Source organism: Streptomyces sp. NPDC002730 (assembly GCF_042888805.1).
Lineage (GTDB): Bacteria > Actinomycetota > Actinomycetes > Streptomycetales > Streptomycetaceae > Streptomyces.
This window is the reverse complement of record NZ_JBIAQG010000011.1, coordinates 248057-271651: the sequence shown is the minus strand read 5'-3', so window position 1 is coordinate 271651 and position 23595 is coordinate 248057. Positions and strand designations below refer to the sequence as shown.

At 70.8% G+C, this 23595-nt stretch carries 21 protein-coding genes; 12 read left to right on the top strand and 9 right to left on the bottom strand.

Translation table 11 applies throughout. The features are described 5' to 3' along the window. The first annotated feature begins 168 nt into the window (after positions 1-168). Positions 169-684, top strand: coding sequence for a hypothetical protein (locus ACFYXH_RS27885; RefSeq protein WP_389568335.1), 516 nt, complete (start codon positions 169-171; stop codon positions 682-684). 196 nt (positions 685-880) lie between these two features. Here ACFYXH_RS27885 and ACFYXH_RS27880 read toward each other — a convergent pair whose 3' ends face one another. Then, complete coding sequence (locus ACFYXH_RS27880) at positions 881-1930, bottom strand: LacI family DNA-binding transcriptional regulator (protein WP_389568334.1); 1050 nt, start codon at positions 1928-1930, stop codon at positions 881-883. Between the two features lie 236 nt (positions 1931-2166). Between ACFYXH_RS27880 and ACFYXH_RS27875 the strand changes: the two genes are divergently transcribed. From ACFYXH_RS27875 to ACFYXH_RS27860, 4 genes are read left to right on the top strand one after another with little or no spacing between them, the layout of a single operon-like run. Then, a complete protein-coding gene (locus ACFYXH_RS27875; RefSeq protein ID WP_389568332.1) occupies positions 2167-3486 on the top strand; it encodes an ABC transporter substrate-binding protein in 1320 nt (439 codons plus the stop codon). An 18-nt stretch (positions 3487-3504) separates the two neighbouring features. Further along, positions 3505-4545, top strand: a complete 1041-nt coding sequence (locus tag ACFYXH_RS27870) for a carbohydrate ABC transporter permease (RefSeq protein ID WP_389568542.1) — start codon at positions 3505-3507, stop codon at positions 4543-4545. A gap of 12 nt (positions 4546-4557) precedes the next feature. Beyond that, the gene (locus ACFYXH_RS27865) at positions 4558-5403 is read left to right on the top strand and encodes a carbohydrate ABC transporter permease (protein WP_389568329.1); all 846 of its coding nucleotides are present in this window, start codon (positions 4558-4560) and stop codon (positions 5401-5403) included. Between the two features lie 53 nt (positions 5404-5456). After that, positions 5457-6893, top strand: coding sequence for a GH1 family beta-glucosidase (locus ACFYXH_RS27860; protein ID WP_389568539.1), 1437 nt, complete (start codon positions 5457-5459; stop codon positions 6891-6893). Here the strand turns inward: ACFYXH_RS27860 and ACFYXH_RS27855 are convergent. Next, a complete protein-coding gene (locus ACFYXH_RS27855; RefSeq protein WP_389568326.1) occupies positions 6870-7817 on the bottom strand; it encodes a trypsin-like serine peptidase in 948 nt (315 codons plus the stop codon). The two genes, ACFYXH_RS27860 and ACFYXH_RS27855, sit on opposite strands and share 24 nt — an antisense overlap. Positions 7818-7916: 99 nt before the next feature. Next, positions 7917-8363 carry an HAD family hydrolase gene (locus tag ACFYXH_RS27850; protein ID WP_389568324.1) on the bottom strand — a complete coding sequence of 149 codons (447 nt, stop codon included), beginning with the start codon at positions 8361-8363 and terminating at the stop codon, positions 7917-7919. 159 nt (positions 8364-8522) lie between these two features. Here ACFYXH_RS27850 and ACFYXH_RS27845 point away from each other — a divergent pair, with 159 nt between their 5' ends. Next, a complete protein-coding gene (locus ACFYXH_RS27845; protein WP_389568321.1) occupies positions 8523-9938 on the top strand; it encodes a S41 family peptidase in 1416 nt (471 codons plus the stop codon). Between the two features lie 85 nt (positions 9939-10023). Here the strand turns inward: ACFYXH_RS27845 and ACFYXH_RS27840 are convergent, their stop codons facing one another. From ACFYXH_RS27840 to ACFYXH_RS27830, 3 genes are all read right to left on the bottom strand, one after another. Continuing rightward, positions 10024-11517: a cellulose binding domain-containing protein gene (locus tag ACFYXH_RS27840; protein ID WP_389568318.1), complete on the bottom strand. Its 1494-nt coding sequence runs from the start codon at positions 11515-11517 to the stop codon at positions 10024-10026. A gap of 205 nt (positions 11518-11722) precedes the next feature. Next, on the bottom strand, positions 11723-13123 hold the full coding sequence (locus tag ACFYXH_RS27835) for a sensor histidine kinase (RefSeq protein WP_389568315.1): 1401 nt from the start codon (positions 13121-13123) through the stop codon (positions 11723-11725). Continuing rightward, on the bottom strand, positions 13120-13866 hold the full coding sequence (locus ACFYXH_RS27830; protein ID WP_389568312.1) for a response regulator transcription factor: 747 nt from the start codon (positions 13864-13866) through the stop codon (positions 13120-13122). The genes ACFYXH_RS27835 and ACFYXH_RS27830 overlap by 4 nt, the downstream gene beginning before the upstream one ends. 69 nt (positions 13867-13935) lie before the next feature. Between ACFYXH_RS27830 and ACFYXH_RS27825 the strand changes: the two genes are divergently transcribed. Next, the gene (locus ACFYXH_RS27825) at positions 13936-14484 is read left to right on the top strand and encodes a hypothetical protein (protein ID WP_389568309.1); all 549 of its coding nucleotides are present in this window, start codon (positions 13936-13938) and stop codon (positions 14482-14484) included. Between the two features lie 5 nt (positions 14485-14489). On the opposite strand, the gene ACFYXH_RS27820 is transcribed toward ACFYXH_RS27825, so the two are convergent. Together ACFYXH_RS27820 and ACFYXH_RS27815 are read right to left on the bottom strand one after the other, a co-directional pair. After that, on the bottom strand, positions 14490-15365 hold the full coding sequence (locus tag ACFYXH_RS27820) for a spermidine synthase (protein WP_389568306.1): 876 nt from the start codon (positions 15363-15365) through the stop codon (positions 14490-14492). A 113-nt stretch (positions 15366-15478) separates the two neighbouring features. Then, entirely contained in the window at positions 15479-15934 is a 456-nt protein-coding gene (locus ACFYXH_RS27815; RefSeq protein WP_389568303.1) for a hypothetical protein, read from the bottom strand. Positions 15935-16174: 240 nt separating this feature from the next. On the opposite strand from ACFYXH_RS27815, the gene ACFYXH_RS27810 reads away from it, so the two are divergent. Beyond that, positions 16175-17572: a tetratricopeptide repeat protein gene (locus ACFYXH_RS27810; protein WP_389568300.1), complete on the top strand. Its 1398-nt coding sequence runs from the start codon at positions 16175-16177 to the stop codon at positions 17570-17572. A gap of 33 nt (positions 17573-17605) precedes the next feature. On the opposite strand, the gene ACFYXH_RS27805 is transcribed toward ACFYXH_RS27810, so the two are convergent. Beyond that, a complete protein-coding gene (locus ACFYXH_RS27805; RefSeq protein ID WP_389568297.1) occupies positions 17606-18202 on the bottom strand; it encodes a histidine phosphatase family protein in 597 nt (198 codons plus the stop codon). Between the two features lie 187 nt (positions 18203-18389). Between ACFYXH_RS27805 and ACFYXH_RS27800 the strand changes: the two genes are divergently transcribed. The 4 genes from ACFYXH_RS27800 (at position 18390) to ACFYXH_RS27785 (ending at position 23313) form a co-directional block, all read left to right on the top strand. Further along, entirely contained in the window at positions 18390-19268 is an 879-nt protein-coding gene (locus tag ACFYXH_RS27800) for a phosphatase PAP2 family protein (protein ID WP_389568294.1), read from the top strand. Next, positions 19198-20319, top strand: a complete 1122-nt coding sequence (locus ACFYXH_RS27795; protein WP_389568291.1) for a hypothetical protein — start codon at positions 19198-19200, stop codon at positions 20317-20319. The genes ACFYXH_RS27800 and ACFYXH_RS27795 overlap by 71 nt, the downstream gene beginning before the upstream one ends. Beyond that, on the top strand, positions 20310-21896 hold the full coding sequence (locus ACFYXH_RS27790) for a hypothetical protein (protein ID WP_389568288.1): 1587 nt from the start codon (positions 20310-20312) through the stop codon (positions 21894-21896). The genes ACFYXH_RS27795 and ACFYXH_RS27790 overlap by 10 nt, the downstream gene beginning before the upstream one ends. A gap of 79 nt (positions 21897-21975) precedes the next feature. Next, on the top strand, positions 21976-23313 hold the full coding sequence (locus ACFYXH_RS27785; RefSeq protein ID WP_389568285.1) for an AAA domain-containing protein: 1338 nt from the start codon (positions 21976-21978) through the stop codon (positions 23311-23313). The last annotated feature ends 282 nt before the right edge of the window (positions 23314-23595 follow it).

Genomic DNA, 23595 nt, shown 5'->3' with positions numbered 1-23595 from the left:
TAGGGCAGGAGTCGGGGTTCTACCGTCGAGGTGACCCCGGCAGTGTTCGGTGAACCGCCCCAGTGTCGCCGGTCCGGGTGATTGCTCCCCGGACCGACCGACTGCCAGCATGGACCTGTGCTTATGTTCCCTAGCTGGGTATGGCGAGGCGGTCCGGTTCGCAGGGCAGTGAGCATTGGCCTTCCGGTCGGTGTCTTCTTCGGAGTATTCGTGCTCGCCGAGTCCGGATCATGGCTAGGCGCAGCCGCGGCGGCCTTCTTCCTCATCCCCTTCTGTGGGATCAGGATGGCCCGCCGGATGAGCAGAGCCTGGCCCGGAGCCAATGACCTGGACTCCGCCGACCGGGTAGCGGTGGTTCGCGCCACCCGACGTGGTGAGGACATCGGCGACGCCCGACTCGCGCCCGCCGTCATCGACTACAGCGGCGCGCTGCGGACAGCCCGGGAACGAGACCGCCTCCTCCAATGGGTGGTCCTGCTCTTCGCCGGACTCTCTGTGGCCCTCGCGCTGCACGACACCCTCACGGGATCAACCCGCGAGGCCGTCGTGTCGTGGTTGTGGGTCGCGATCTTTCTCGTAGAACTGATCTGGTGGCCCAGGGAGCAGGCTCACATCATGTCCAACGCGGAACAGGCGGAGAGGTCGGCCCGTCACGTATTGCGACAGAACTCGCTCGGCGAGTGAGACAAGCTGTTCCCCGATCCCGCGGAGTCGTTCCCGGTCCTCCATCACACGGAGCGCATGGCGAGCGAGCTGAAACAGCCGAACCAGTGCCCAGCCGCCGCCGTCGCCAAGGGGGCGGTGCTGGGTGTGATCTCCGTCTGGGCGTGATCTCCGTCCCGTGTGATCCCTGTCTGTGTGTGATCTCTGTACGCGTGGTCTACGACGACTCGCGTACGACCAGCTCCGTCGGGAGCACGATTTGGGGTCGCTCCGCCGAGCCGCTCCTTATCTCCTGGAGCAGCACCCGGGCCATCGTGCGGCCCATCTCCTCGATCGGCTGACGCACGCTGGTGAGCGCCGGATCCATATGGCGGGCCACCGCCGAATCGTCGAAGCCGACGAGCGCCACATCGTCCGGTATCCGGCGGCCCGCCTCGCGCAGCACATGGCGCGCGCCCGCCGCCATCACGTCCGAGGCCGCGAAGACCGCGTCCACGTGCGGGCAGCGCTCCAGGAGCTCCCGCATCGCGCGGCGGCCGCCCTCCTCGGTGAAGTCTGCGGGTGCCGTCAGCCGGGCCTCGGGGGCCTGGCCCGCCGCCTCCAGGGCCGCGCGGTAGCCGTCGAGACGGCACTGGGCGCCGTACACGTCGAGGCGTCCGGTGATCGTCCCGATGGTGCGGCGGCCGCGCGCCAGCAGGTGGGCGACCGCACTGCGCGCGCCCTCGAAGTTGTCGGAGTCGACCGCGGCAAGCGTCTCGCGCTCGGACCTGCGGCCGCTGATGACCGCCGGGATGGAGAGCTGCTCCAGCATGTCGGGGATCGGATCGTCGGCGTGCACCGAGACCAACAGGACGCCGTCCACGCGGTGCGCGGCCAGATATGTGGCCAGTCGGCGGCGCTCGCGGTCGCTGCCGGCCAGTGTGAGCAGCAGCTGCATCTCCGTGTCGGCGAGGGCCGCGCCGACGCCACGGACCATGTCGGAGAAGTACGGCTCGGCGAAGAACCGGTCCTCCGGCTCCGGGACGACGAGCGCGATCGCGTCGGTGCGGTTGGCGGCGAGCGCGCGGGCGGCGCGATTGGGTACGTAACCGAGTTCGGCGACGGCCGCCTCGACAGCGGCACGGGTGCGGTCGCTGACCCGTGGCGAGCCGTTGATCACGCGGGAGACCGTGCCCCGGCCGACTCCGGCGCGGGCAGCCACCTCTTCGAGGGTGGGCCTGCCCGTACGCCGCCCGCCGTTCCGCGTACGGATGGTCCGAGCCACCATGTCGCCTCCCCAGGCTTCCCGGGCTTCCCGGGCCGAGAACATTACGCGTCGGGTGCCTTGACACCCCCTCAGGGAGCCGCGACCCTTCAACACATCACATATGGGAGCGCTCCCACCGTACCTGACCCATACACAACCCGCACGTTCCCCGCCCGAGCCGCAGAACGTCAACGTAACGGCGCTGCAAGCCGGTTGGCCGGGAGGTCGGCACGTCATCAGGGCACAAGGAGGACGCAATGCGCAGGGCAGTAATCCTCGCGGTCGTCGCCGCGCTCGGCGCCGGTCTGCTGGCCGGCTGTGCCAAGGACAGTGACGAACCTGCCGACAGCTCGTCGAAGGCCGGCGGTGGCGGTGGCGGCAAGGGCTCAACCACGCTCACCGTAGGGGTCTTCGGCGCGTTCGGTCTCAAGGAGGCCGGCCTCTACGACGAGTACATGAAGCTCAACAAGAACATCGTGATCAAGCAGACCTCGATCGAGCGGAACGAGAACTACTACCCGCAGCTGCTGACGCATCTGGGCAGCGGCAGCGGACTCGCCGACATCCAGGCCGTCGAGGTCAACAACATCGCCGAGATCACCGCCACTCAGGCCGGCAAGCTGGTCGACCTGGGCAAGGCGGACGGGGTCCAGAAGGACGCGTTCCTGCCGTGGAAGCTGGCGCAGGCCACCACCAAGGACGGCAGGACGATCGCGCTGGGCACCGACATCGGACCGCAGGGCATCTGCTACCGCAAGGACCTCTTCGCCAAGGCCGGGCTGCCCACCGACCGTGAGGCGGTCGGCAAGCTGTGGGCCGACGACTGGAACAAGTACCTGGACGCGGGCAAGCAGTTCAAGGCCAAGGCGCCCAAGGGCACGGCGTTCGTGGACTCGGCGTCCGGCGTGATGACGGCGATAACCGGCAGCAACGAGAACCGCTTCTACGACAAGGACGGCAAGGTCGTCTACAAGACCAACCCGTCCGTGAAGCAGGCCTGGGACATCGCGGCGGCGTTCGCGACAGAAGGTCTTACGGGCAAGCTCCAGCAGTTCACGCCTGCCTGGGACCAGGGCTACGCGAACGGCACCTTCGCCACCGTCTCCTGCCCGGCCTGGATGCTCGGCTATATCCAGGACAAGGCCGGGGCGGCCGGCAAGGGCAAGTGGGACGTGGCCGCGGCGCCCAAGCCCAGCAACTGGGGCGGCTCGTTCCTGACCGTCCCCGACGCCGGCAGGAACAAGGCCGAGGCTGCGAAGCTCGCGGCCTGGCTGACCGCGCCCGAGCAGCAGGCGAAGCTCTTCGCCAAGCGCGGCAGCTTCCCCAGCGCCAAGGCCGCGTACTCCCTGCCCGCCGTCTCCGGCGCCAAGCACGCCTACTTCGGCAACGCGCCCATCGGGCAGATCTTCTCGAAGGCCGCCGAGGGTGTGCCGGTCCAGATCATCGGGCCGAAAGACCTGATCATCGCGCAGAACCTGGCGGACATCGGCATGCTCCAGGTCGACCAGAAGGGCCGTTCACCCAGGGAAGGCTGGGACGCGGCGGTGAAGGCGATCGACAACGCTCTGGACCAGTGAGCGCCGGTGAGCATGAGCATGCGGGGGTCCAGCGGTCGTCCCCCAGCAGGACACAGCACCACGCCGGAAGCCGCCGTGCCCTCCGCGGGGGAGGAGGGCACGGCCCCGCCGCGCGCGCAGCTGTCGTCCGCGGCCGAGGAACGGCGCCGCGCCCGGCGCAGCCGCCGCTACCGGCTGGATGTGAAGTGGAGCCCGTACGCCTTTGTCATGCCGTTCTTCGTCTTCTTCATGGCATTCGGGCTCTTCCCGCTGCTCTACACCGGCTGGGCCTCGCTGCACCGGGTGGAGCTGACGGCGCCCACCGACATGGAGTGGGTGGGGCTGCGGAACTTCTCGCGACTGCTCAAGGACGAGTTCTTCTGGAACGCGCTGAAGAACACCGTCACCATCGGGCTGATCTCCACGGTGCCGCAGCTGCTGATGGCGCTGGGCATCGCGCATCTGCTCAACTACCGGCTGCGTGGCTCGATGTTCTTCCGGGTGGCCGCGCTGACTCCCTACGCCACCTCGGTGGCCGCGGCGACGCTCGTCTTCGTGCTCCTCTTCGGACGCGACTACGGGATGATCAACTGGGCGCTGGGGCTGGTCGGTTTCGACAACATTGACTGGCAGAACGGCGAATGGACCTCCCAGTTGGCGGTCTCCACCATCGTGATCTGGCGGTGGACGGGCTACAACGCACTGATCTATCTCGCCGCGATGCAGGCCATCCCGAAGGATCTGTACGAGTCGGCCGCGCTGGACGGTGCCTCGCGCCGGCAGCAGTTCATCCATGTCACGATCCCTTCGCTGCGGCCGACGATCCTGTTCACGTGTGTGGTCTCGACGATCGGCGCGACCCAACTGTTCGGTGAGCCGCTGCTGTTCAACGGCGGCGCGGGCGCGACCGGTGGCGCCGACCACCAGTTCCAGACGCTCGGGCTCTATCTGTACGAGCAGGGCTGGGTCAATCTCCACCTCGGCCGGGCCTCGGCGATCGCCTGGGCGATGTTCCTGATCCTGCTGGTGATCGGCGCGGTGAACTGGCTGCTCGCCCGCCGTCTGAGCAAGAGCGCGTAGGGGGGGGACGACATGTTCAGCGTCAAACGTGCCGGACGCCAGTTCCACGGTGGCCGGATCACCTATGCCGTACTGATCGTGTTCACGGCCGGCTCCCTCTTTCCGCTGGTGTGGACCGCGATCGCGGCCTCCCGCAACAGCTCCCGGCTCGCGCAGACTCCCCCGCCCTTCTGGTTCGGCGGCAATCTCTTCAAGAATCTCGAGATCGCCTGGACCGACGCCAATATGGGCGCCGCCCTGCTCAACACGACGATCGTCGCCGGGTCGATCGCGACCGGGACCGTGGTCTTCTCGACGCTCGCCGGCTTCGCCTTCGCCAAACTCCGCTTCCGCTTCAAGAACCTCCTCCTCCTGCTGGTGATCGGCACGATGATGGTGCCGCCGCAGCTCAGCGTCGTACCGCTGTACATGCTGATCGCCGAGCTGTCCTGGACCGATCAGCTGCAGTCCGTCATCCTGCCCACCCTGGTCAGCGCCTTCGGGGTGTTCTTCATGCGGCAGTACCTGATCGAGGCGCTGCCCACCGAGCTGATCGAGGCGGCCCGGGTGGACGGCGCGAACAGCTGGCGCGTGGTGTGGCATGTCGTCTTCCCCGCGGCCCGGCCCGCGATGGCGGTGCTGGGCATGCTGACGTTCGTGATGGCCTGGAACGACTTCTTCTGGCCGATCATCGCGCTGACCCAGAACGGCAGCCCCACTGTGCAGGTGGCACTGACCGGGCTCGGCCGCGGCTATATCCCCGACCAGTCGGTGATCATGGCCGGCGCATTGCTGGGCACGCTGCCGCTGCTGATCGCGTTCGTCGTCTTCGGCAAGCACATCGTCGGCGGCATCATGCAGGGCGCGGTCAAGGGCTGATGCCCCCTCACACTTCCCTATCCACACACACGTTGGGAGCACACATGTCCGTCATGCCTGTGACCTTTCCTCCCGCCTTCCTGTGGGGCACCGCCACCGCCGCCTACCAGATCGAGGGCGCGGTACGCGAGGGCGGCCGCACCCCGTCGATCTGGGACACCTTCAGCCATACGCCGGGCAAGGTGGAGGGCGGTGACACCGGGGACGCGGCCGTCGACCACTTCCACCGCCGGGCCGAGGACGTCGAGCTGATGGCCGGCCTCGGCGTCAACGCCTACCGCTTCTCGGTCTCCTGGCCGCGGGTACAGCCCACCGGCCGCGGCCCCGCTGTCCAGCGCGGCCTCGACTTCTACCGCGGCCTCGTCGACGATCTGCTCGACCACGGCATCCGTCCCGTGCTCACCCTCTACCACTGGGATCTGCCCCAGGAGCTGGAGGCGGCGGGCGGCTGGCCGGAGCGGGACACCGCGCACCGCTTCGCCGACTACGCCCGTATCGTCGGGGAAGCGCTCGGCGACCGCGTCGATATGTGGACCACCCTCAACGAGCCCTGGTGCAGCGCCTTCCTCGGATACGGCTCCGGGGTCCACGCACCCGGCCGCACCGACCCGGTCGCCGCCCTGCGTGCCGCCCACCATCTCAACCTCGGCCACGGCCTGGCCGCCCAGGCGCTGCGCTCCGTGCTCCCCGCCCGCGCGAAGCTCTCCATCAGCCTCAACCCGAGCGTCGTCAGGGCGAGGAGCCAGAGCCCCGGTGACCTGGACGCCCAGCGCCGTATCGACGCGCTCGCGAACCGGATCTTCGCGGGCCCGCTCCTCAAGGGCGCGTATCCGCCGGATCTGTTCGCGGACACGGCGGCTCTGACCGACTGGTCCTTCGTCCACGGCGACGATCTGGCCGTCATCAAGCACCCCCTGGACTCGCTCGGACTGAACTACTACGCACCTGCAGTTGTATCGGACGCCACTGACAGTCACGCCGAGCGCAGCGACGGCCACGCCGCCGCCGAGCACTCGCCGTGGCCCGGCGCGGACGCGGTCTCCTTCCACCAGCCGCCCGGCGAACGCACCGAGATGGGCTGGTCGGTCGACCCGACCGGGCTGTACGACCTGCTGCTCCACTACACCCGCGAGGCGCCGGGACTACCGCTGGTGATCACCGAGAACGGTGCCGCGTACGTCGACAAGCCGGCCGCCGACGGCACGGTCCACGACCCCGACCGCATCCACTATCTGCACGGCCATCTCTCGGCGGTCCACCGGGCGATCGCCGACGGCGCGGACGTACGCGGCTACTTCCTCTGGTCGCTGATGGACAACTTCGAGTGGTCCTACGGCTACGGCAAACGCTTCGGCGCGGTCTACGTCGACTACGAGACCCAGACCCGTACGCCCAAGTCCAGCGCCCACTGGTACGCCGCGCTGGCGCGGACCGGAGTGCTGCCGGAACTACCCGAGCTGCCGGAACTACCCGAGCTGCCCGAGGCCTGAGACATACGGCCGACGCTTGATGTCCGCGTCCTTCGTGCCCGCGACGGCGTCGTCGTAGAGGGCCTGCGCGTCGGCTGCGTAGAGCGGTGAGTAGGTGATCCAGTCGACGTTCTCGTCGTTTCCGCCGCCGTTGTAGCCGCCGGTGTTGCCGATGACCTTGCCGGTGCGGGTGCGGGAGTCGTAGTCCGTGATCCACGGGCCGCCGGAGACCCCACCGTGAAAGCCGCCGCAGACCATCTGCATCTGCCGGAAGCCGGGCAGTCGGGAGGTGGTGACATCGCAACGGAGCGCCTGGTGCTTCCTGTTGACGTCTTCGTCGCCGGGATAGCCGATCACGGTGGGGCTGTGGCGGTACCCGGACGCCCGGGTGAAGGTGAGTGAACCGGTGACGTTCTCGGCCTTGCCCTTGCCGTTGGGCGCGAGCCGCGCGAAGGCGAAGTCCAGATCGGAGACGGGCTCCGTCGTGTTCTGCCGGTACCTCGGGTCGACGAAGATCCTCTTCACCTCGAAGACGCCGCTCGGCTGGTCGGCGGCGGAGGATCCGTGGCGGTACTGCGGTACGAAGATGGGGTGCGTGGCGCTCTTGAGGCCGATGGCGCAGTGAGCGGCGGTGAGGACCAGGTCCTTCCCGCGGCTGTGGACGACGCTGCCCGTGCAGGATGTCGCCCTGCCGCCGAACGGCTTGCCGTCGTAGAAGAACGTGCCCACCATCGGCAGGCCGCCGAAGTACGTCCCGTTCTTGGTGCCGACAGGCATGTCCGCCCTCGGCCCGTACTGGTCCGCGCCGACAGATACGGCGTCCGCCATGCGCTCGGCCGTCCAGAACCGCTCGTCCTCGGTGAGGGTCGATGCCGCGGCAGGACCGGGGCGGAGCACTCCCGCGAAGACGATCAGCGCGAGTGCAAGCAGCCAACGTGAGCGCAAGACACTGACTCTCTGGTAGGGGATCACAGCCGTGACAAAGCGACACTTGCACACAAAAGGGATCCGGCGACGCTCCAGGACACGTCAAGGCCGGCGACCTCAGTCGTCGCTGAGCACTCTCCACGTACCCCGGCGGGCGTGACGCAGCAGCACCGGGTCGTCGCCCACGACCACCGGGTTGCCGACCTCGGTCAGCAGGGCGAGGTCGGCCGCCTCGTCCGCGTATGCCGAGCAGTCCGCCGGGTCGAAGCCGTACTCCCGCATCAGCGTGCGCGCGGCGTACCCCTTCCCGTGGCCCCGCGTGCACGTCAGCATCTCGTCCGCGCCCAGCCGCGCGGCCAGCGGCGCCACCACGGGCAGCGGAGAGCTGGAGACCAGCACCATCAGATCGCCCGCCACCGCGTGCCGCAGATACGCGGTGAGGCCGGGCTCGTTCCACAGTGCCCGCCGCACCAGCGTGCCGCCCACGTCGAAGAACGCGGCCTTACGCGGGACTTGGCGGGTTTTGGCGGCGATAGGAGTGATCGGGACAACCGTCTCGTTCATGCCCATCAATACGAGGTGCCGCCACACATCACTCAAAAGTCGTGGGGGTTTTCCCCACCCCGGAGTGACCGGACAGCGGGATGTCCCCGACAGGTCGGACCGTCGATCGTGGTGGTACGTGATCGACGACGTAGGACGACGTAAGGGGAAGGCACCATCATGCAGCTCAGGAGTGGTTCGGGCACCATCTGCAGGACGATCGCGGCGGCGGCGCTGCTGGTCGTGACCGCGAGCGTGGCCCTGCCGCTCGCCCCCGCCGGCGCGCAGCCGTCGCAGCCACCGCAGCCGCCCGCCGGTGTGTGGCAGGTCGACGGCTACGGCGAGGTATTCTCGCTGGACGGGCGCCGGCTGCAGGAGTATCAGGTCACCGGCGTCAGCTGCATCAAGGGCGTTTCGGCCGGGCGCGCGGGCGGGCAGGCGGGAACCGCCCGGTACGCCAACGCAGGCGGCGATGTCTTCAGCGTACGGTCCACGGGCCGTCCCGACCGGGCCGCGATGCATATCGACGGCTCACCCGGCGACCGCGGTCTGCGGCGCATCGCCGCCCTGCCCGCCGACTGCCTCAAGGAGAAACCCGGCGGACCGGTCGCCGCCTTCGACGTCTTCTGGCAGACCTTCGAGGAGAACTACCCCTTCTTCGCTGCCAAGGGCATCGACTGGCAGGCGGTCCGGGACCGCTACCGCCCCCGAATCGGCCCGCGCACCACCGACGCCGAACTCTTCGCGGTCTTCCGGGAGATGGTCTCACCGCTGCATGACGCGCATGTCGCCGTGCTCGCCGGCGAGACCGGCCGCTTCGGCACGACCCGGCCCGGCACCGTGATGCCCGGCGAGAAGCTGGACACCAAGGTCACCTCATACATCGAGAAGCGCGATCTTAAGGGCACCGAGCTCAGGAAGTTCGCGCGCGGCCGGATCGGATACGCCGAACTGCCCGGCGGCCAGGGCTACTTGCGTATCTCCGGATTCGGCGGCTATGCCGAGGCGAACGACTTCGCCACCAACAGCGCCGTACTGGATGAGGCTCTGGACACGATCTTCACCCGCGCGAGCACCGCCCGGCTGCGCGGCCTGATCATCGATCTGCGGATCAACGGCGGCGGCTCCGACTCGCTCGGGCTCCAGCTCGCCGGGCGCTTCACCGGCCGCCCGTACTTCGCCTACGCCAAGCGGGCCCGTAACGACCCGGCCGACGCGAGCCGGTTCACCCGCCCGCAGCCGCAGTACGTACGGCCCGCGGCCGCACCCCGGTACACCGGCCCGATCGCGGTGCTGACCGGAGGCTCGACCATCAGTGCCGGCGAGACCTTCACACAGGCGCTGATGGAGCGGCCCGGCCGGACCGTGCGGATCGGCGAGAACACGCAGGGCGTGTTCTCCGACGCGATGGAGCGCGAGCTCCCCGGAGGCTGGCAGATCCGGCTGCCGAACGAGGAGTTCCTGACCCGCTCGGGCGGTACGTTCGACGGCCCGGGAATCCCGCCACAGCTGCGCGAACCGGTCTTCACCGACGAGGAGTTCGCGAAGGGCCGCGACTCGGCCTTCGACCGGGCCGTCGCCGTGCTCGGCCACTGAAGGACGACGCAGGGGCGCGCGCCCCGGCCGGATGGGGGGAGGTCCGGCCGGGACGCGCGGGTGGGGGGCGGGTGGCTCGTGGTGCCTACTTGAAGGCCGCGAACGCCTTCGTGAAGGCCAGCGGCTCCTGGACGATCGAGCTGCACGTCGCGTCCGCGGTGTTCTTCGCGCCGCCGGGGCACGCCTTGTCGCGGGTCGCGGACCACATCGCCAGCCAGCCGAGGCCCTTCGACTTCGCGAAGTCGACCAGCTGAGTCGCGTCGTCGACCTTGAAGATCTCGGTCGCGACGTCATTGACGCCGATCATCGGCGTGACGGCGACGGCCTTCCACGCGGCGGTGTCGGAGAGACCGAGCACGCCCTTGATCTGCGCCTGGGTCGCCGTCGCGGCCTGGATCGCGTAGTCGCCCATGTCACCGCTGTACGCCGGTCCGTAGTCCATCGCCATGATGTTGACCGCGTCGACCTTCACGCCGTTCTTCTTGGCGTCGGCGATCAGGTCCACGCCGGGCTGGGTCAGGCCCTCGGGCATGACCGGAAGGGTGAAGGAGACATCGAGCCCCGGGTGGGACTTCTGCAGCTGCGCGATCGCCTGCGAGCGGCGGGTGTTGGCGGCGGTGTCCGGCAGGGCCGCGCCCTCGATGTCGAAGTCGACCTTGGTGAGCTTGTACTCGTCGATGACCTTGCCGTACGCCTTCGCGAGCTCGTCGGCGGAGGAGCACTTGAGCCCGAGCTCGGAGCCCGCCGCGCCGCCGAAGGAGACCCGGACGTCGCCGCCCTTGGCGCGCAGCGCGCCTATCTGGGAGGCCACCTTGTCGCTGGCGAGGTCGGTGACGCCGCCCCAGAGCGGCGCGCAGCTGCCGCCGGAGGTGATGAAGGCGAGGTTGAACTCCTTGATCCCGGCCTTGGTCGCGGTGTCCACCAGGTCGTAGGCCGGGTAGAGCGAGGTGTCGACGTACGGCGCGAAGCCGGCGCCTGCCGCGGTGCCGCCACCGGGGGTCCCGGTCGGCGTCGGGGTGGGGTTGGTGGGCGTGGGCGTGGGCGTGGGTGTGGGCTTCTGCGTGGGGGTGGCGGTCGCCGTCGGGGTGGGCGTGGGCTTCTCGGTGGGCCGGCCGCTCGGCTGCGGCGTCGCGCCGTCGTCGACCGAACACTTGATCTTGTTGATCGTGCAGGAGGTCGGGTCGGCTGCCGTCCCCGTACCGCTCGCGGAGGTCACGAAGCCGACGGTGACCGACTTGCCGGGCGCGATCTCCTTGTTCCAGCTCGCGGGGGTCACCGTGACGTGCTGCCCCTTGACGGTGTGCTCACCGTTCCACAGCGAACCGATCGTGGTTCCCGTGGGCAGATCGAATTCGAGCGTCCAGCCCGACTGCGCCTTGTCGGTGTCATTGGTGATGACGTACTGGCCGGTGTAACCACCGTTCCAGGAGCTGGTCTTGGTGTATGCGGCGCCTACCGCGGCGGCCTGGGCCGTGCCCGTGAGCGCGAACGCCGCGCCACCGATCACCGCGGCGGCGACGATCGCGCCGACCGCCTTGGTCCTGACGCTCGCCCTGCGCCGGTGCGTAGTGCTGCCCATTGCGTGCCTGCCTCTGCGTTACGGGGGGTGGGGGTGTGGCAGCACGCTAGCGGCCTGGAAACGGACAAATGGCCGGTTCAGGGCGGAGGTTGAGCTTCTTAGGACGGCCTTAAGGAAGGCATGGGAGCGGATTAATGGTCGAGACCACTCGGTTGGTTCTCGGGGGCGGTACGGGCTGCCGGACGGACCCCGTCACGCATCGCGGTCACCGCACCAGGCCCGCGCGCTTGCGGCGCTTGACCGTTCCGCGGTGGCCGCGCCTGCGCTCACCGCCCGCGCCCTCCCGGCCGTCGAGCCCGATCCAGATCCGTATCTCCGTGCCGCCGAGCACCGAACGGCCGATCCGTACGTCCCCGCCCGTCGACTCCGCCACCCTGCGCACGATGTCCAGGCCGAGGCCCGTCGAGCCGTCCCGGCCACCGCTGTTGCCGCGGGCCATCGCCGCCTCAGGGTCGGCGATGCCGGGACCCGCGTCCGAGACCAGGACGATCACCGCGTCCTCGCCGTTGTGGACGTCGACCGAGAACGCCGTCCCCTCCGCGGTGTGGCGGAAGACATTGCCGAGCAGGGCGTCGAGCGCGGCGGCCAGTTCGGGGCGTGCGACCGGGATGCGTACGGGACGGTCGACACCCGCGACCCGTACCTTGCGGCCCTCGTCCTCCGCGAGCGCCGACCAGAAGTCCATCCGCTGCCGGACGACCTCCGACGCGTCGCAGCCGGCACCGGGACCGATTGCCGCGGTCTGCGGTTTGGCCTCCCGTGCCGTACGGATGATCGTGTCGACCTCGCGCTCGAGCTGGGCGACCGCGGCCCGGGTCTGGTCGGCGGCCGGGCCCTCGCCGAGCGAGGCCGCGTTGAGGCGCAGCACGGTGAGCGGCGTACGCAGCCGATGCGAGAGATCGGCTGCCAACTCGCGCTCATTGGCGAGGAGTTGGACCACTTGGTCGGCCATGGAGTTAAAGGCTACGGCGGCGGAGCGCAGCTCGGTCGGCCCCTCCTCCGGGACGCGCGCGCCGAGCTTTCCCTCTCCCAGATCGTGCGCGGCGCCCGCGAGCCGCTGGGCGGGCTGCACCATCCGGACACCGAGCCGGTCGGCGACGGCGACGGAGCCGACTATCAGCGCGATCCCGACGCCGGCGAGCACCAGCCAGGCGGTGTCGACGCCGTTGGAGACCTCGCCCTCGGGCACGAAGACCTCGACGACGGCGATCTGACCGGTGCTGATGGCGGTCGGCTGGAGCAGCGCGGAGCCGTCGGTGACCTCGGTGATGGAGGCACGGCCGAGCCGCTGCGTGGCCTCCAGGTCTTTCTGTGCGGCCCGGCGGGTGCCGATGTTCACCGGCTGGCTGCCCGCCTCGCCGGAGGCCGGGATGTGCACGGCCATCCGCCCGGCCGCACCGGCCTGGGTGGACATGACGGCCCGCTCCAGCGGATCGCGGTCGGCGGTGATGGAGAGGGTGGGGCCGATGGCGGCGGCCTGCCGCTCGGCGTTGGAGAGGGCCCTGTCCTTGGCCATCTCCTGGACGACGAGCCCCAGCGGCACGGCGAAGGCCACCACGACCATCGCCGTGACGGCCAGGGAGACCTTGACGAGTGCCCATCTCATGGCCGGTGTCCGTTCGGCTGTGGTCCGCCTGGCTGTTGACCGTTCGGCTGTGGTCCGTGCGGCGGCTCCAGCTTGACGCCGACTCCGCGCAGGGTGTGAAGGTACCGGGGCCTGGCCGCCGTTTCGCCCAGTTTCCGCCGCAGCCAGGACAGATGTACGTCGATGGTCTGGTCGTCGCCGTAACTCTGCTGCCAGACCTCGGCGAGCAGTTCCTTGCGCGGTACGACCACGCCTGGCCGCCCGGCCAGGAAGGCCAGCAGGTCGAACTCGCGACGGGTCAGGTCGAGGGCGGCGCCGTCCAGGTCGGCCTGACGGCGCAGCGGATCGATGGAGAGCCCGCCGACCTGGATGACGCGCGAGGGCGGGGCCTCTCCGGCAGCGGCGCGCGAGCGGCGCAGTACGGCGGCCATTCGCGCCGAAAGATGCTCCACCGAGAAGGGTTTGATGAGGTAGTCGTCGGCGCCGTCGTTGAGCAGCCGGACGATCTCCGCCTCGTCGTCGCGCGCGGTGGCGATGATGACCGGTACGTCGGTGATACCGCGCAGCATCTTCAGCGCCTCGGACCCGTCCAGATCGGGCAGGCCGAGGTCGAGAATGACCACGTCGAAACGGAAATGGGCCACCTCGCGCAGCGCCTCGAGGGCCGTACCGACGCTCCGTACCGTGTGGGAGGCCTCGGTCAAGTGCCTGATGAGGGCGGAGCGCACGAACTGGTCGTCCTCGACCACGAGCACACTTGCCATGGGCGGCACCGTACGCCATCCGGAGTACCCGGGTCCCCCTAAGGACAGACGCGGGGCGCGTGGTGCACTATGGCCCGGATGCATCGAGGACTCGTACATGCCATGGCGTGGTCGCTGTCCACCGGCGCAGCGGTGACGCTGTCCTGGTGGGGCGTCCATACCGTCATGTCCGGGACGGCGTACGACCGGCCGCGCGCGCTGCCGATCAGCGCGGACAGCGCCACCACGCAGGGAGCGAGGCCGCAGGTCTCCTCCACTCAACGGCCGCCGACCCCCTCGCCGTCGAAGCCGTCCGCGCCGGACAAGAGCAGTAAGCCGTCGGCCACGTCTCCCGCCGCCAAGCCGAGCAGGACGAAGCCGCCGTCGTCCACGTCGCCCTCGTCGACGCCGATGTCCGGGAATGTGAAGAGCTACACAGTCGACGGCGGCCGGGTCGTCTTCGACATCGGCCAGGTCTCGGCCGAGCTGGTCTCGGCGACCCCGGACGCCGGCTGGCAGATGCAGGTGTGGAAGCAGCCGTCGTGGATCCGGGTGACCTTCACGCAGAACGGCCGCGAGGTCTCGGTGTTCTGCACCTGGAACGGCCATCCGCCGATGGTCGAGTTCGACGAGCGCTAGCGGAGCTAGCGGAACGCAGCCGGTGGCGGTACGGGTGAGGGCTTGGCGCTGGCGTCGGTGACCGCGGCCGCGCCGCCCGTGAAGTCGGTGAGTGCCCTTCCGTGTTCGACCCTGCCGGGGTGCGGGTCGCTCGCGACGCGGCGGGTCAGTTCGGCGACCGGCAGCGGTACGTCCGAGGCGAGGAGCACGGCGTTGCCGAAGCGGCGGGCGCGCAGCACGGTCGGGTCCGCGGCGAGCGCGAGTTCGGGGAAGACAGTGGCGGCGGTGGCGACCTGGGCGCGGATATGGGCGAGCGGCGGACCGTCGGCGAGGTTCGCTGTGTAGTGTCCGCCCGGCTTCAGGGCCCTTCGCACCTCGGTGAGGAACTCCGTACTGGTCAGATGCGCGGGTGTGCGGGCGCCGCTGAAGACATCGGCGATGACCAGGTCCGCCCAGCCGTCCGGGATCTTGCCGAGGCCCTCGCGGGCGTCGCCGGACCGGACGCGTATGCGCGCAGTGGGGTCCAACGGGAGCTGTTTGCGGACCAGTTGGACCAGCCCGGCGTCCAACTCGACGATCTGCTGGGTGGATCGGGGACGGGTGGCGGCGATGTAGCGGGCGAGCGTGAAGGCTCCGCCACCGAGGTGGACGACCTGGAGGGGGCGGCCGGGCGGGGCGACGAGATCGATGATGTGGCCGAGGCGGCGCTGGTACTCGAAGGAGAGATACGCGGGGTCGTCGAGGTCGACATGGGACTGCGGCGCACCGTCGAGGAGCAGCGTCCAGGCGCGGGGGCGCTCGCGGTCGGGTATCAGCTCGGCCAGCCCGCCGTCCACCTGCTCGACGACGGGTTCGGGGCTGCCGCCCCCGCCCGTACGGCCGCGCCGTTTACTTTTTGCCATCAGCCCATTATCGGCACCGATCCGGGTGGGCTGCCCGCGCAGGGCCCGGCGGCCGGCACGGCTCAGCAGCGTGCACGATTCGGCGGCGTGCACGGCTCGGCAGCGGCCGCGGCTCAGCTGCAGTTGTCGGCGGCCTCGATGAGGCGGGCCGCCTCGCCGAGCGCCTTGCGCAGGACCGCGGGGTCGGTGACCGGGTCGGCGTCGTCCGGCGGCAGCAGCCAGCCGCTGCCGGTGACCGGCGGCTCGGCCGGGATGCGCAGACCGCGCCCCGACGTCTGCGTACAGGCACTGCCCGGCATGTCCCAGCCGTCTGCGGTGCCGGGCGGCACGAGGAAGCCGAGAGTGTCGCAGGCGCCGTCGTGGAGAACCGGGCCGACGGCCGGAGCGTCCGCCCGGCGCAGGATGTCCACCGCCTCGAGGCCCTGCCGGGCGGGGACGGTCACCAGATCACAGGGTTCGGCAGCGGCGCCGTCCCTGGGTGGTGCGCTGCTGTCCTGGGTGGGCGTGTGCCGAGCAGTCGTCGCCGTCGTCGCAGTCGTCCGTGGGGCGCCGTTGACGCTGTTCTCCATGCCGACCTCCAACAAGGGGATCCCCTCCTCGCTCGAGTGGAGACACGTAGCGGGTCTCCGAATGGTTCAACGCCCGCAGTCGTCAATGGCTACGGCGGCACGCCGCCGCAAAGGATGGCAGTTCATGGCAGATCGAGGGGGACATATCCCTTTTGTAGGCAAACTCTGCGTACGCGACCCGTCACAGCAGGTACGTTCTTGCTCCGCCGGAACACGGCTGCACCAAGAGAGGGCTCGGCCATGGCGTCGTCGTCACAGGCATCACGGGCAGTTCCCAACCTCGCCTTCCGCGGACTGCGCGGGCAACGCTCGCCCGGAGAGTTCGCGGCGGCAGTACGCAAGGCCGCTCGGGAGATCGGTGAGCAGGTCTCCTGCGATGCCCGCTACATCGGGCGCGTCGAGGCCGGCGAGATCCGCTGTCCGAACTACGCGTACGAGCGGGTGTTCCTGCACATGTTCCCCGGTCTGACGCTGGCCGATTTGGGCTTCACGGCGCGGGAACAAGTACGGGGCGGCCGGGGCCGGCCGCTCGTGCCGGCTCATCCTTTATGTCCCTTCGACGGCAACAGTGACAGCGACATCGACGAGGAGAGCGACGTGCTGCGTCGCGCATTCATGACGAGCGGCTCCGCCACGGTGGCGGCCGCGTCCCTCGGGCTCGGACTCGGGCCCGTACCCGGCAGGTCCGGCTCCACGCCCGGCCTCTCCGGCACCGTGCCCGCTCAGCGGCGAGTCGGCGAGGCGGAGGTGAGCGCCGTCGAAGAGGCGGTACGGCGGATCCGGCTGCTCGACGACCGGCACGGCGCGGACGGGCTCTACCAGCGGGCCGCGCAGCCGCTCCGGGCCGCGTACGCGCTGCTCGACGCGGGGACGACGGCCCGCGCCTCGACCGCCGGCCGACTGCACGCCGGAGCGGGCGAACTCGCCATCTCGGTGGGCTGGTTGGCCCATGACTCGGGCCGTTTCGACGACGCCCGCTCGCACTACGCGGAGGCACTGGCGACGGCACGGGTCGCGGGCGACCCGGCGCTGGAGGCACACGCCTTCTGCAATACGTCGTTCCTGGCGCGGGACGCGGGGCGGTACCGCGAGGCGGTGCGCTCGGCGCAGGCCGGGCAGCGCGCCGCGCGGCAGCTGGCCTCGCCACGACTGCTCTCGCTGCTCTCACTTCGGGAGGCGGGCGGCTGGGCGGGGCTCGGCGACCGCGCGAGTTGCGAACAGTCGCTGTCGCGGGCGCACTCGTACTTCGACCTGGGCGTGACGGACGCGGATCCGGAGTGGATGTCGTTCTTCGGGGAGCCGGAGCTGGAGGCGCTCCAGGCACAGTGCTGGTCGGCGCTCGGCGAATGGTCGCGAGCTGCCCGCCACGCCCGCCGGGCGGCGGCGCTCCAGGACCGCCGTTTCACGCGCAACCTGGCGCTGTACCGGGCCGAACTGGCGGCGGACCTGGCGCGGGCGGGCGCACCGGACGAGGCGGCGGAGGCGGGCCACCAGGTGCTGGACCTGCTGGACCGGGTCCAGTCCTCGCGCATCCAGTCGATGCTGTCGGACACGGCGAGGGTGCTGCTGCCGCAGCGGCGGGCGGCAGGGGTGGGGGCGTTCCTGGACCGCCACACGGAGACACTCCGCGAGGCATAGCACCTGGGCTGGGTCGCGGTCGCGGTCGCGGACTCAGACCTCCAGGTGGCCCGTGTCGTTCCAGCGGTCCATCGCCGGCGAGCCGTAGGCCCAGCCCAGGATCGACAGGCTGGTCGGGTCAAGGCGGATACGGGCCGCGAAGGACGGGTCCAGGCCCAGCCAGCGTGCGCCGAGGACCCGCAGGATGTGGCCGTGCGCGAAGAGCAGCACATCGCGGTCGGCCGAGCGCGCCCAGTCGATGACCTTGTCCGCGCGGGCGCCGACATCGGCCAGCGCCTCGCCGCCCGGGACCCCGTCGCGCCAGATGAACCAGTCGGGCCGCTCCGCGTGGATGTCCGCCGGGGTCAGTCCCTCGTAGTCCCCGTAGTTCCACTCCATGAGCGCGCCCCAGTCGGAGGCCCGGTCCCCGAAACCCGCGAGCGCGCAGGTCTCACTGGCCCGAACGAGTGGGCTGGTGCGGACCTCGACACCCTCCAGGCCCGACCACGGCGCCCGGTGCAGCCGTTCGCCCAGCAGCTTCGCGCCGCGCCGGCCCTCCTCGAGAAGAGGGATGTCCGTCCTGCCGGTGTGCTTGCCCAGCAGGGACCATTCGGTCTGCCCGTGCCGGGCCAGCAGGATGCGCGGTGCCATGAAGGGCTCTCCCTGAGGTTCACATTCGGTGGCACTCCATCATCTCGCACCTGAACGCAGGGCAACCTCTCGGGCGATCTCGACGTCCTCGTACAGGTCGGGTACCCGATGAACGCGCGCCTTCTTGTACACCGTACGGTTGAACGGTGGCCGATGGCCCCCTGAATACAAAATGGAGATCGTTCGGATGCCGCACACCGCGCCCCGTCATCGGCCACGCTGGTGGACCGAACTGATGCTCATCGTCGTGGTCTACGCCGCGTACTCGGCCGGCCGGCTGCTCGCGCGCGGCAATGAGTCGACCGCGGTCGACCACGGCATGGCGATACTCCGGGCCGAGAAGGCACTCCTCCTCAACGCCGAGCACCCGCTCAACCGCCTCTTCACCAGCACCCCGGCCCTCGGCGTTCCCGCCGACTTCGCCTATGCGTCCCTGCACTATCTGGTCACACCGGCCATTCTGGTCTGGCTCTTCCGACGCCGCCCCGTCCGCTACCGGGCCGCCCGCACCTGGCTGATGCTCTCCACACTCCTCGGCCTCGTCGGGTTCACGCTGCTGCCGACCTGCCCGCCGCGGCTGCTGGACGCCGGCCAGGGGTTCGTCGACACGATGGCCCAGTACAGCTCGTACGGCTGGTGGGGCGGCGAGGCGAGTGCGCCGCGCGGCATGGGCGGGATGACCAACCAGTACGCGGCGATGCCGAGTCTGCACGTCGGCTGGGCCCTGTGGTGCGGTGTGATGCTGTGGCGGCACGGCCGTACGCCCCTGATGAAGGTCCTCGGCGTCGCCTACCCGCTGCTCACCACGTTCGTGGTGATGGGGACGGCGAACCACTACTTCCTGGACGCGGTCGCGGGCTGCGCCGTGATGGGCGTCGGCGCGCTGCTGACCCGGCCCGCGCTGCGCTTCGCCGACCGGGTGCGTACGCGCTTCACCGCCGCCCCTTCCGGCTCGAAGTCCCCGATTGTCAGTGCCGGATGCGAGACTTCCGCGGGTGAGCGAATCCCTGGACAGCGGACCTCCTCCGCAGGCGCCGACGACAGCACTCCGGCAGCGGCTCGCTGAGCTGCGCGGCCCCGCCGCCCAGCCCCATCCGCTCGACGCCCGCGCGCTGGCCGCCCTCGCCGCCAACCCCGGCTGCAAACGGCGCGCGTTGCTGGACGGCGCCGGGGTGGACAAGGCGGCGCTCGCCTCCGCGCTGGGGTCGCCGGCCGCTTTCGGGCAGTCGCAGTTCGCTTTCATGCGCGGCAACGCCTTCGAGGCGAAGGTCAAGGCCGACGGCGGTACGGAACTGATGCGGCTGCTGGGCGTGGACGCCCCGGCACAGGTCCGGGTGCCCGATCTGACGGCGGCCGGCCCCGAAGGCCGCGCGGCGCGTACGGCACTGGCGCTGCGCGAGGCCACCGCGGCCGGCGAGTGGACGCTGCTCGACCACCCGATGCTGGCGCTGCAGGTCGCGGGCTCCCCCGCCTATCTGGAGCCGGACGCGGTGGTCGTGCACCCCGACGGACGGTGGACGGTCGTCGAGATCAAGTCCTTCCCGATGATCGACGGCTCGGCGGACGCGGCGAAGGTGGGCGCGGCGGCGCGTCAGTCCGCGGTGTACGTACTGGCGCTGGAGCGGGTCGCCGCGCTGACGGACGGCGCGAAGGTCGCGCACAGCATTCTGCTGGTCTGCCCGAAGGACTTCTCGAACCTGCCGACCGCGTCCGTCGTCGACGTACGCAAGCAGCTCTCGGTGACCCGCCGCCAGCTGGCCCGGCTGACCCGGATCGAGGACATCGCCGCCGCGCTTCCCGAGGGCACCACCTTCGACCTGGAGCGCCCGGCCGGTGAGCTGACCGCGGCGGTCGAGTCCGTCTCCGCGGCGTACGCGCCCGAGTGCCTGGCCGCCTGCGAGCTGGCCTTCCACTGCCGCGACCGGGCCCGCGACGCGGGCGTGGTCGAGGCGCTGGGGCGCGGGGTGCGCGGCGAGCTGGGCGGACTGACGACGATCGGCGAGGTGCTGGCGGCGGCACGGAGCGAAGCAGGTGATCCGGACGACCCGGCGGTCGTGGCCCTGCGCCGTGCAGCCGCGCTGCGGGCCGAGGCCCTGGAGGCGGCCGGATGTCGCTGATCTCCACCCTCGCCCGGCTGGAGGCCGTCGAGTCGGGACGGGCCACCCCGCTCGCGACCTTGCGGCACCGGCATCTGTCCGAGCGTCCGCTGGTCCTCGTACCGCTGACGACGGCCGGTGAGGCGGGGGCGCCGCTGGGTGCGCTGGTCGGCACGGACGAGGAGGAGCCGCGGCTCCTGGTCGTGGCGCAGCCCCGCGACCGCGATCTGCGCTTCACCTTCCTCGCCGAGCTCGCCGACGCGGTACTGCCGCATCTGGACGCGTACGCCGACGATGTCGAGCCCGCCGAGCGCAACGAGACCGACCCGGAGACCGGCAAGAGGGTCAAGGTCGAGGTCGAACTGTGCGCGGACGCACCGCAGTTGATCGTTCCGGGCCGGGCGGGCATCGACTTCGTGCGGCTGCTGGGCCGCTCGATGCGCTTCCGGCGTACGGCCGAGCAGGACCCCGACGCGCCCTACCCCGCGCCGCCACACGTCCCGCTGCTCGGCCGCTGGCTGACGCACTACGGCGAGCGGGCCCGGGTGCCCGGCTCCTCGCTGCTGCTCGCGGCGACCGATCTGCTGAACCGGCACTGGGCGACCGGCCAGTCGAGCCTGGAGGACCAACACTTGGGCGCGCTGCTCGCCTGGATCGACCCGCCCGAGGGCGAGACGGGTGCGGAGGCGGCGCTGCGGGCGGAGCTGGCGCGTGATGCCCGCGGCCAGCTGCTGTGCCCGCCCGCAGGACCGGCCACCGACCCGGCCTTCGACAACCGGCTGCTGGCCCCCGCCGTGGAGCGGTACGACCGGGCGCGCCAGGCGCTCGGCGCTGCTGAGGACGGCGCCGAGGCGGATGTCCGGCTGGGTGAACTGACCCTCACCGAGCGGGAGATCCGCCGCCTCCTGCTGACCCAGCTCAAGCCCACATGGCACGCGGTGTGGCGCGGCCTCGAGCTGCTGCGGGAGCTGCCGGAGGGGCCGCGGGCGGCGGACCGCTGGACGCGCGACCGCTGGTCGTTCACGGCGCACCGCGATCGCGTACGGGCCGGGGAGCCGCCGCAGCCCCGACGCGACGACGCCGTGACGGCCGCGCAGAAACTCGCCTCCCGCGAGACGGCGCAGGCGCAGCTGGAGGCCCAGGAGGCGCTGGACGACCCGCTGGTGCTGGCGGGGCGCAGGATGGCGGGCGAGGCGTTCACGAGTGAGGTGACCGAGGTCGTGATGGCCTGGTCCGAGTCGAAGCGGCCGAGCCCGCGCCCTCTGCTGACCGTCCGTACGGACGACCGCCCGCATCTGGGCGAGCGGGTGAAGGTGTACCGCTCGCTGGACGGCAAGCCGCAGACCGCTGAGTTCGTACGGTACGAGGCCGAGGGAGTTCTGGTGCTGCGGCTGACCGACCGCATGGGCCGGTCCAAGGACCCTGCGGAAGGCTCCGTACCGGAGAAGGGCGAGCGGATCGCGTGGACCCTGTTCGAGCACGACCAGCGGGGCGGCCCGAAGCTGCCGGACCCGGAGGAAACCCCATGGACCCACGGCGGCCCTCCGGGCACGGACGCGGAGAGCCCGGACCCCGTGACCCCGGAGGACATTCTGTGACGGCCATCTTTGCCCCGTCCGCCATTGCAGGTGGCAGTGGCTTCGCGCCGGCCCGGGAGCTCGCCCATGGAGGTGCGCTGTGAGCGGGCGCGTCTTCGATCCCTCTGCCGAGGCCGCGCGGGCCACCGACGCGATCCTCGCCGACACGCTGCACGGGACGCACCGCGGCGTCGTCGTGGACTCACCGCCCGGCGCGGGCAAGTCGACGCTCGTCGTGCACGCCGCGCGTGAACTGGCGGCTGCCGGGCGGCCGTTGATGGTCGTCGCCCAGACCAATGCACAGGTCGACGACCTGGTGGTCCGGCTCGCCGAGAAGGAGCCCGACCTGCCGGTCGGGCGGCTGCACAGCAACGACGCCGACCCGTACGACAAGGCCCTCGACGAGCTCGACAACGTACGCAAGTCCGCGAAGGCCGGTGACCTGGCAGGCCTGGACATCGTCATCTCGACCGCCGCGAAGTGGGCGCATGTGCAGGGTGTGGAGCCCTGGCGGCACGCCATCGTCGACGAGGCGTACCAGATGCGTTCCGACGCACTGCTCGCCGTCGCCGGCCTCTTCGAACGGGCGCTGTTCGTCGGTGACCCCGGCCAGCTGGACCCGTTCTCGATCGTGGGCGCGGACCAGTGGGCCGGGCTGTCGTACGACCCGTCCGCGAGCGCGGTCTCGACGCTGCTCGCGCACAACCCGGAGCTTCCGCAGCACCGCCTGCCGGTCTCCTGGCGACTCCCGGCGTCCGCCGCGCCGCTGGTCTCGGACGCGTTCTACCCGTACACACCCTTCCGCAGCGGTACGGGCCCGGACGACCGGCGGCTGGCCTTCGGTGTGCCGTCGGACGGCTCGGGGCCGGACCGGGTGCTGGACGAGGCGGCGGAGTCGGGGTGGGGCCTGCTGGAGCTGCCCGCGCGCAGTACGCCCCGTACGGACCCCGAGGCGGTACGGGCCGTGGCCCAGGTGGTCCGCCGGCTGCTGAACCGCGGCGGCGCGGCGACCAGCGAGCGGTCCGCGGACCCGGTCCCGGTGACCGCCGAGCGGATCGCGGTCGGCACGGCCCACCGCGACCAGGCGTCGGCGGTACGGGCGGCGCTGGCCGAGGTGGGCGTCACCGGCGTCACCGTGGACACGGCGAACCGTCTCCAGGGCCGGGAGTTCGACGTCACGGTGGTCCTCCACCCGCTGTCGGGCCGCCCGGACGCGACGGCGTTCCATCTGGAGACGGGCCGACTGTGCGTACTGGCCTCCCGCCACCGGCACGCGTGCATCGTGGTGTGCCGCGCGGGCGTCACGGACCTGCTGGACGAGCACCCGTCGACGGAGCCGGTCCAGCTGGGCGTCACGGTCAAGTTCCCGGATGGCTGGGAGGCGAACCACGCGGTGCTGGCCCACCTGGCGGAACACCGCGTGAGCTGGCAACCGTGAGCACAGGCGCCGGACGGAGTCCGGCACGCCGCCCGAAGCCTGCGAAGCAGTGCGAGGGCGGCAGACAGCAACAGCCCGGATGGCTGGGAGGCGAACCACGCGGTGCTGGCCCACCTGGCGGAACACCGCGTGACCTGGCAACCGTGAGCACCCGGCAACACCACGTGAGCCGGCACCGTGAGCACCCCCGGAACACCGCATGAGCCGGCAACCGTAGACCCCCTTGCGGAGAACGGGACAATGGACGGTGGCCACGGGCACCGGGCGGAGTCCGGCCAAGCG

Excerpts from the sequence above, each read along its gene's own strand:
- ACFYXH_RS27860 (WP_389568539.1), top strand. The coding sequence starts at position 5,457 with ATGCCTGTGACCTTTCCTCCCGCCTTCCTGTGGGGCACCGCCACCGCC.
- ACFYXH_RS27850 (WP_389568324.1), bottom strand. The coding sequence starts at position 8,363 with ATGAACGAGACGGTTGTCCCGATCACTCCTATCGCCGCCAAAACCCGC.
- ACFYXH_RS27835 (WP_389568315.1), bottom strand. The coding sequence starts at position 13,123 with ATGAGATGGGCACTCGTCAAGGTCTCCCTGGCCGTCACGGCGATGGTC.
- ACFYXH_RS27815 (WP_389568303.1), bottom strand. The coding sequence starts at position 15,934 with ATGGAGAACAGCGTCAACGGCGCCCCACGGACGACTGCGACGACGGCG.
- ACFYXH_RS27810 (WP_389568300.1), top strand. The coding sequence starts at position 16,175 with ATGGCGTCGTCGTCACAGGCATCACGGGCAGTTCCCAACCTCGCCTTC.
- ACFYXH_RS27870 (WP_389568542.1), top strand. The coding sequence starts at position 3,505 with ATGCGGGGGTCCAGCGGTCGTCCCCCAGCAGGACACAGCACCACGCCG.
- ACFYXH_RS27805 (WP_389568297.1), bottom strand. The coding sequence starts at position 18,202 with ATGGCACCGCGCATCCTGCTGGCCCGGCACGGGCAGACCGAATGGTCC.
- ACFYXH_RS27840 (WP_389568318.1), bottom strand. The coding sequence starts at position 11,517 with ATGGGCAGCACTACGCACCGGCGCAGGGCGAGCGTCAGGACCAAGGCG.
- ACFYXH_RS27790 (WP_389568288.1), top strand. The coding sequence starts at position 20,310 with ATGTCGCTGATCTCCACCCTCGCCCGGCTGGAGGCCGTCGAGTCGGGA.
- ACFYXH_RS27880 (WP_389568334.1), bottom strand. The coding sequence starts at position 1,930 with ATGGTGGCTCGGACCATCCGTACGCGGAACGGCGGGCGGCGTACGGGC.
- ACFYXH_RS27865 (WP_389568329.1), top strand. The coding sequence starts at position 4,558 with ATGTTCAGCGTCAAACGTGCCGGACGCCAGTTCCACGGTGGCCGGATC.
- ACFYXH_RS27845 (WP_389568321.1), top strand. The coding sequence starts at position 8,523 with ATGCAGCTCAGGAGTGGTTCGGGCACCATCTGCAGGACGATCGCGGCG.
- ACFYXH_RS27875 (WP_389568332.1), top strand. The coding sequence starts at position 2,167 with ATGCGCAGGGCAGTAATCCTCGCGGTCGTCGCCGCGCTCGGCGCCGGT.
- ACFYXH_RS27820 (WP_389568306.1), bottom strand. The coding sequence starts at position 15,365 with ATGGCAAAAAGTAAACGGCGCGGCCGTACGGGCGGGGGCGGCAGCCCC.
- ACFYXH_RS27830 (WP_389568312.1), bottom strand. The coding sequence starts at position 13,866 with ATGGCAAGTGTGCTCGTGGTCGAGGACGACCAGTTCGTGCGCTCCGCC.
- ACFYXH_RS27825 (WP_389568309.1), top strand. The coding sequence starts at position 13,936 with ATGGCCCGGATGCATCGAGGACTCGTACATGCCATGGCGTGGTCGCTG.
- ACFYXH_RS27800 (WP_389568294.1), top strand. The coding sequence starts at position 18,390 with ATGCCGCACACCGCGCCCCGTCATCGGCCACGCTGGTGGACCGAACTG.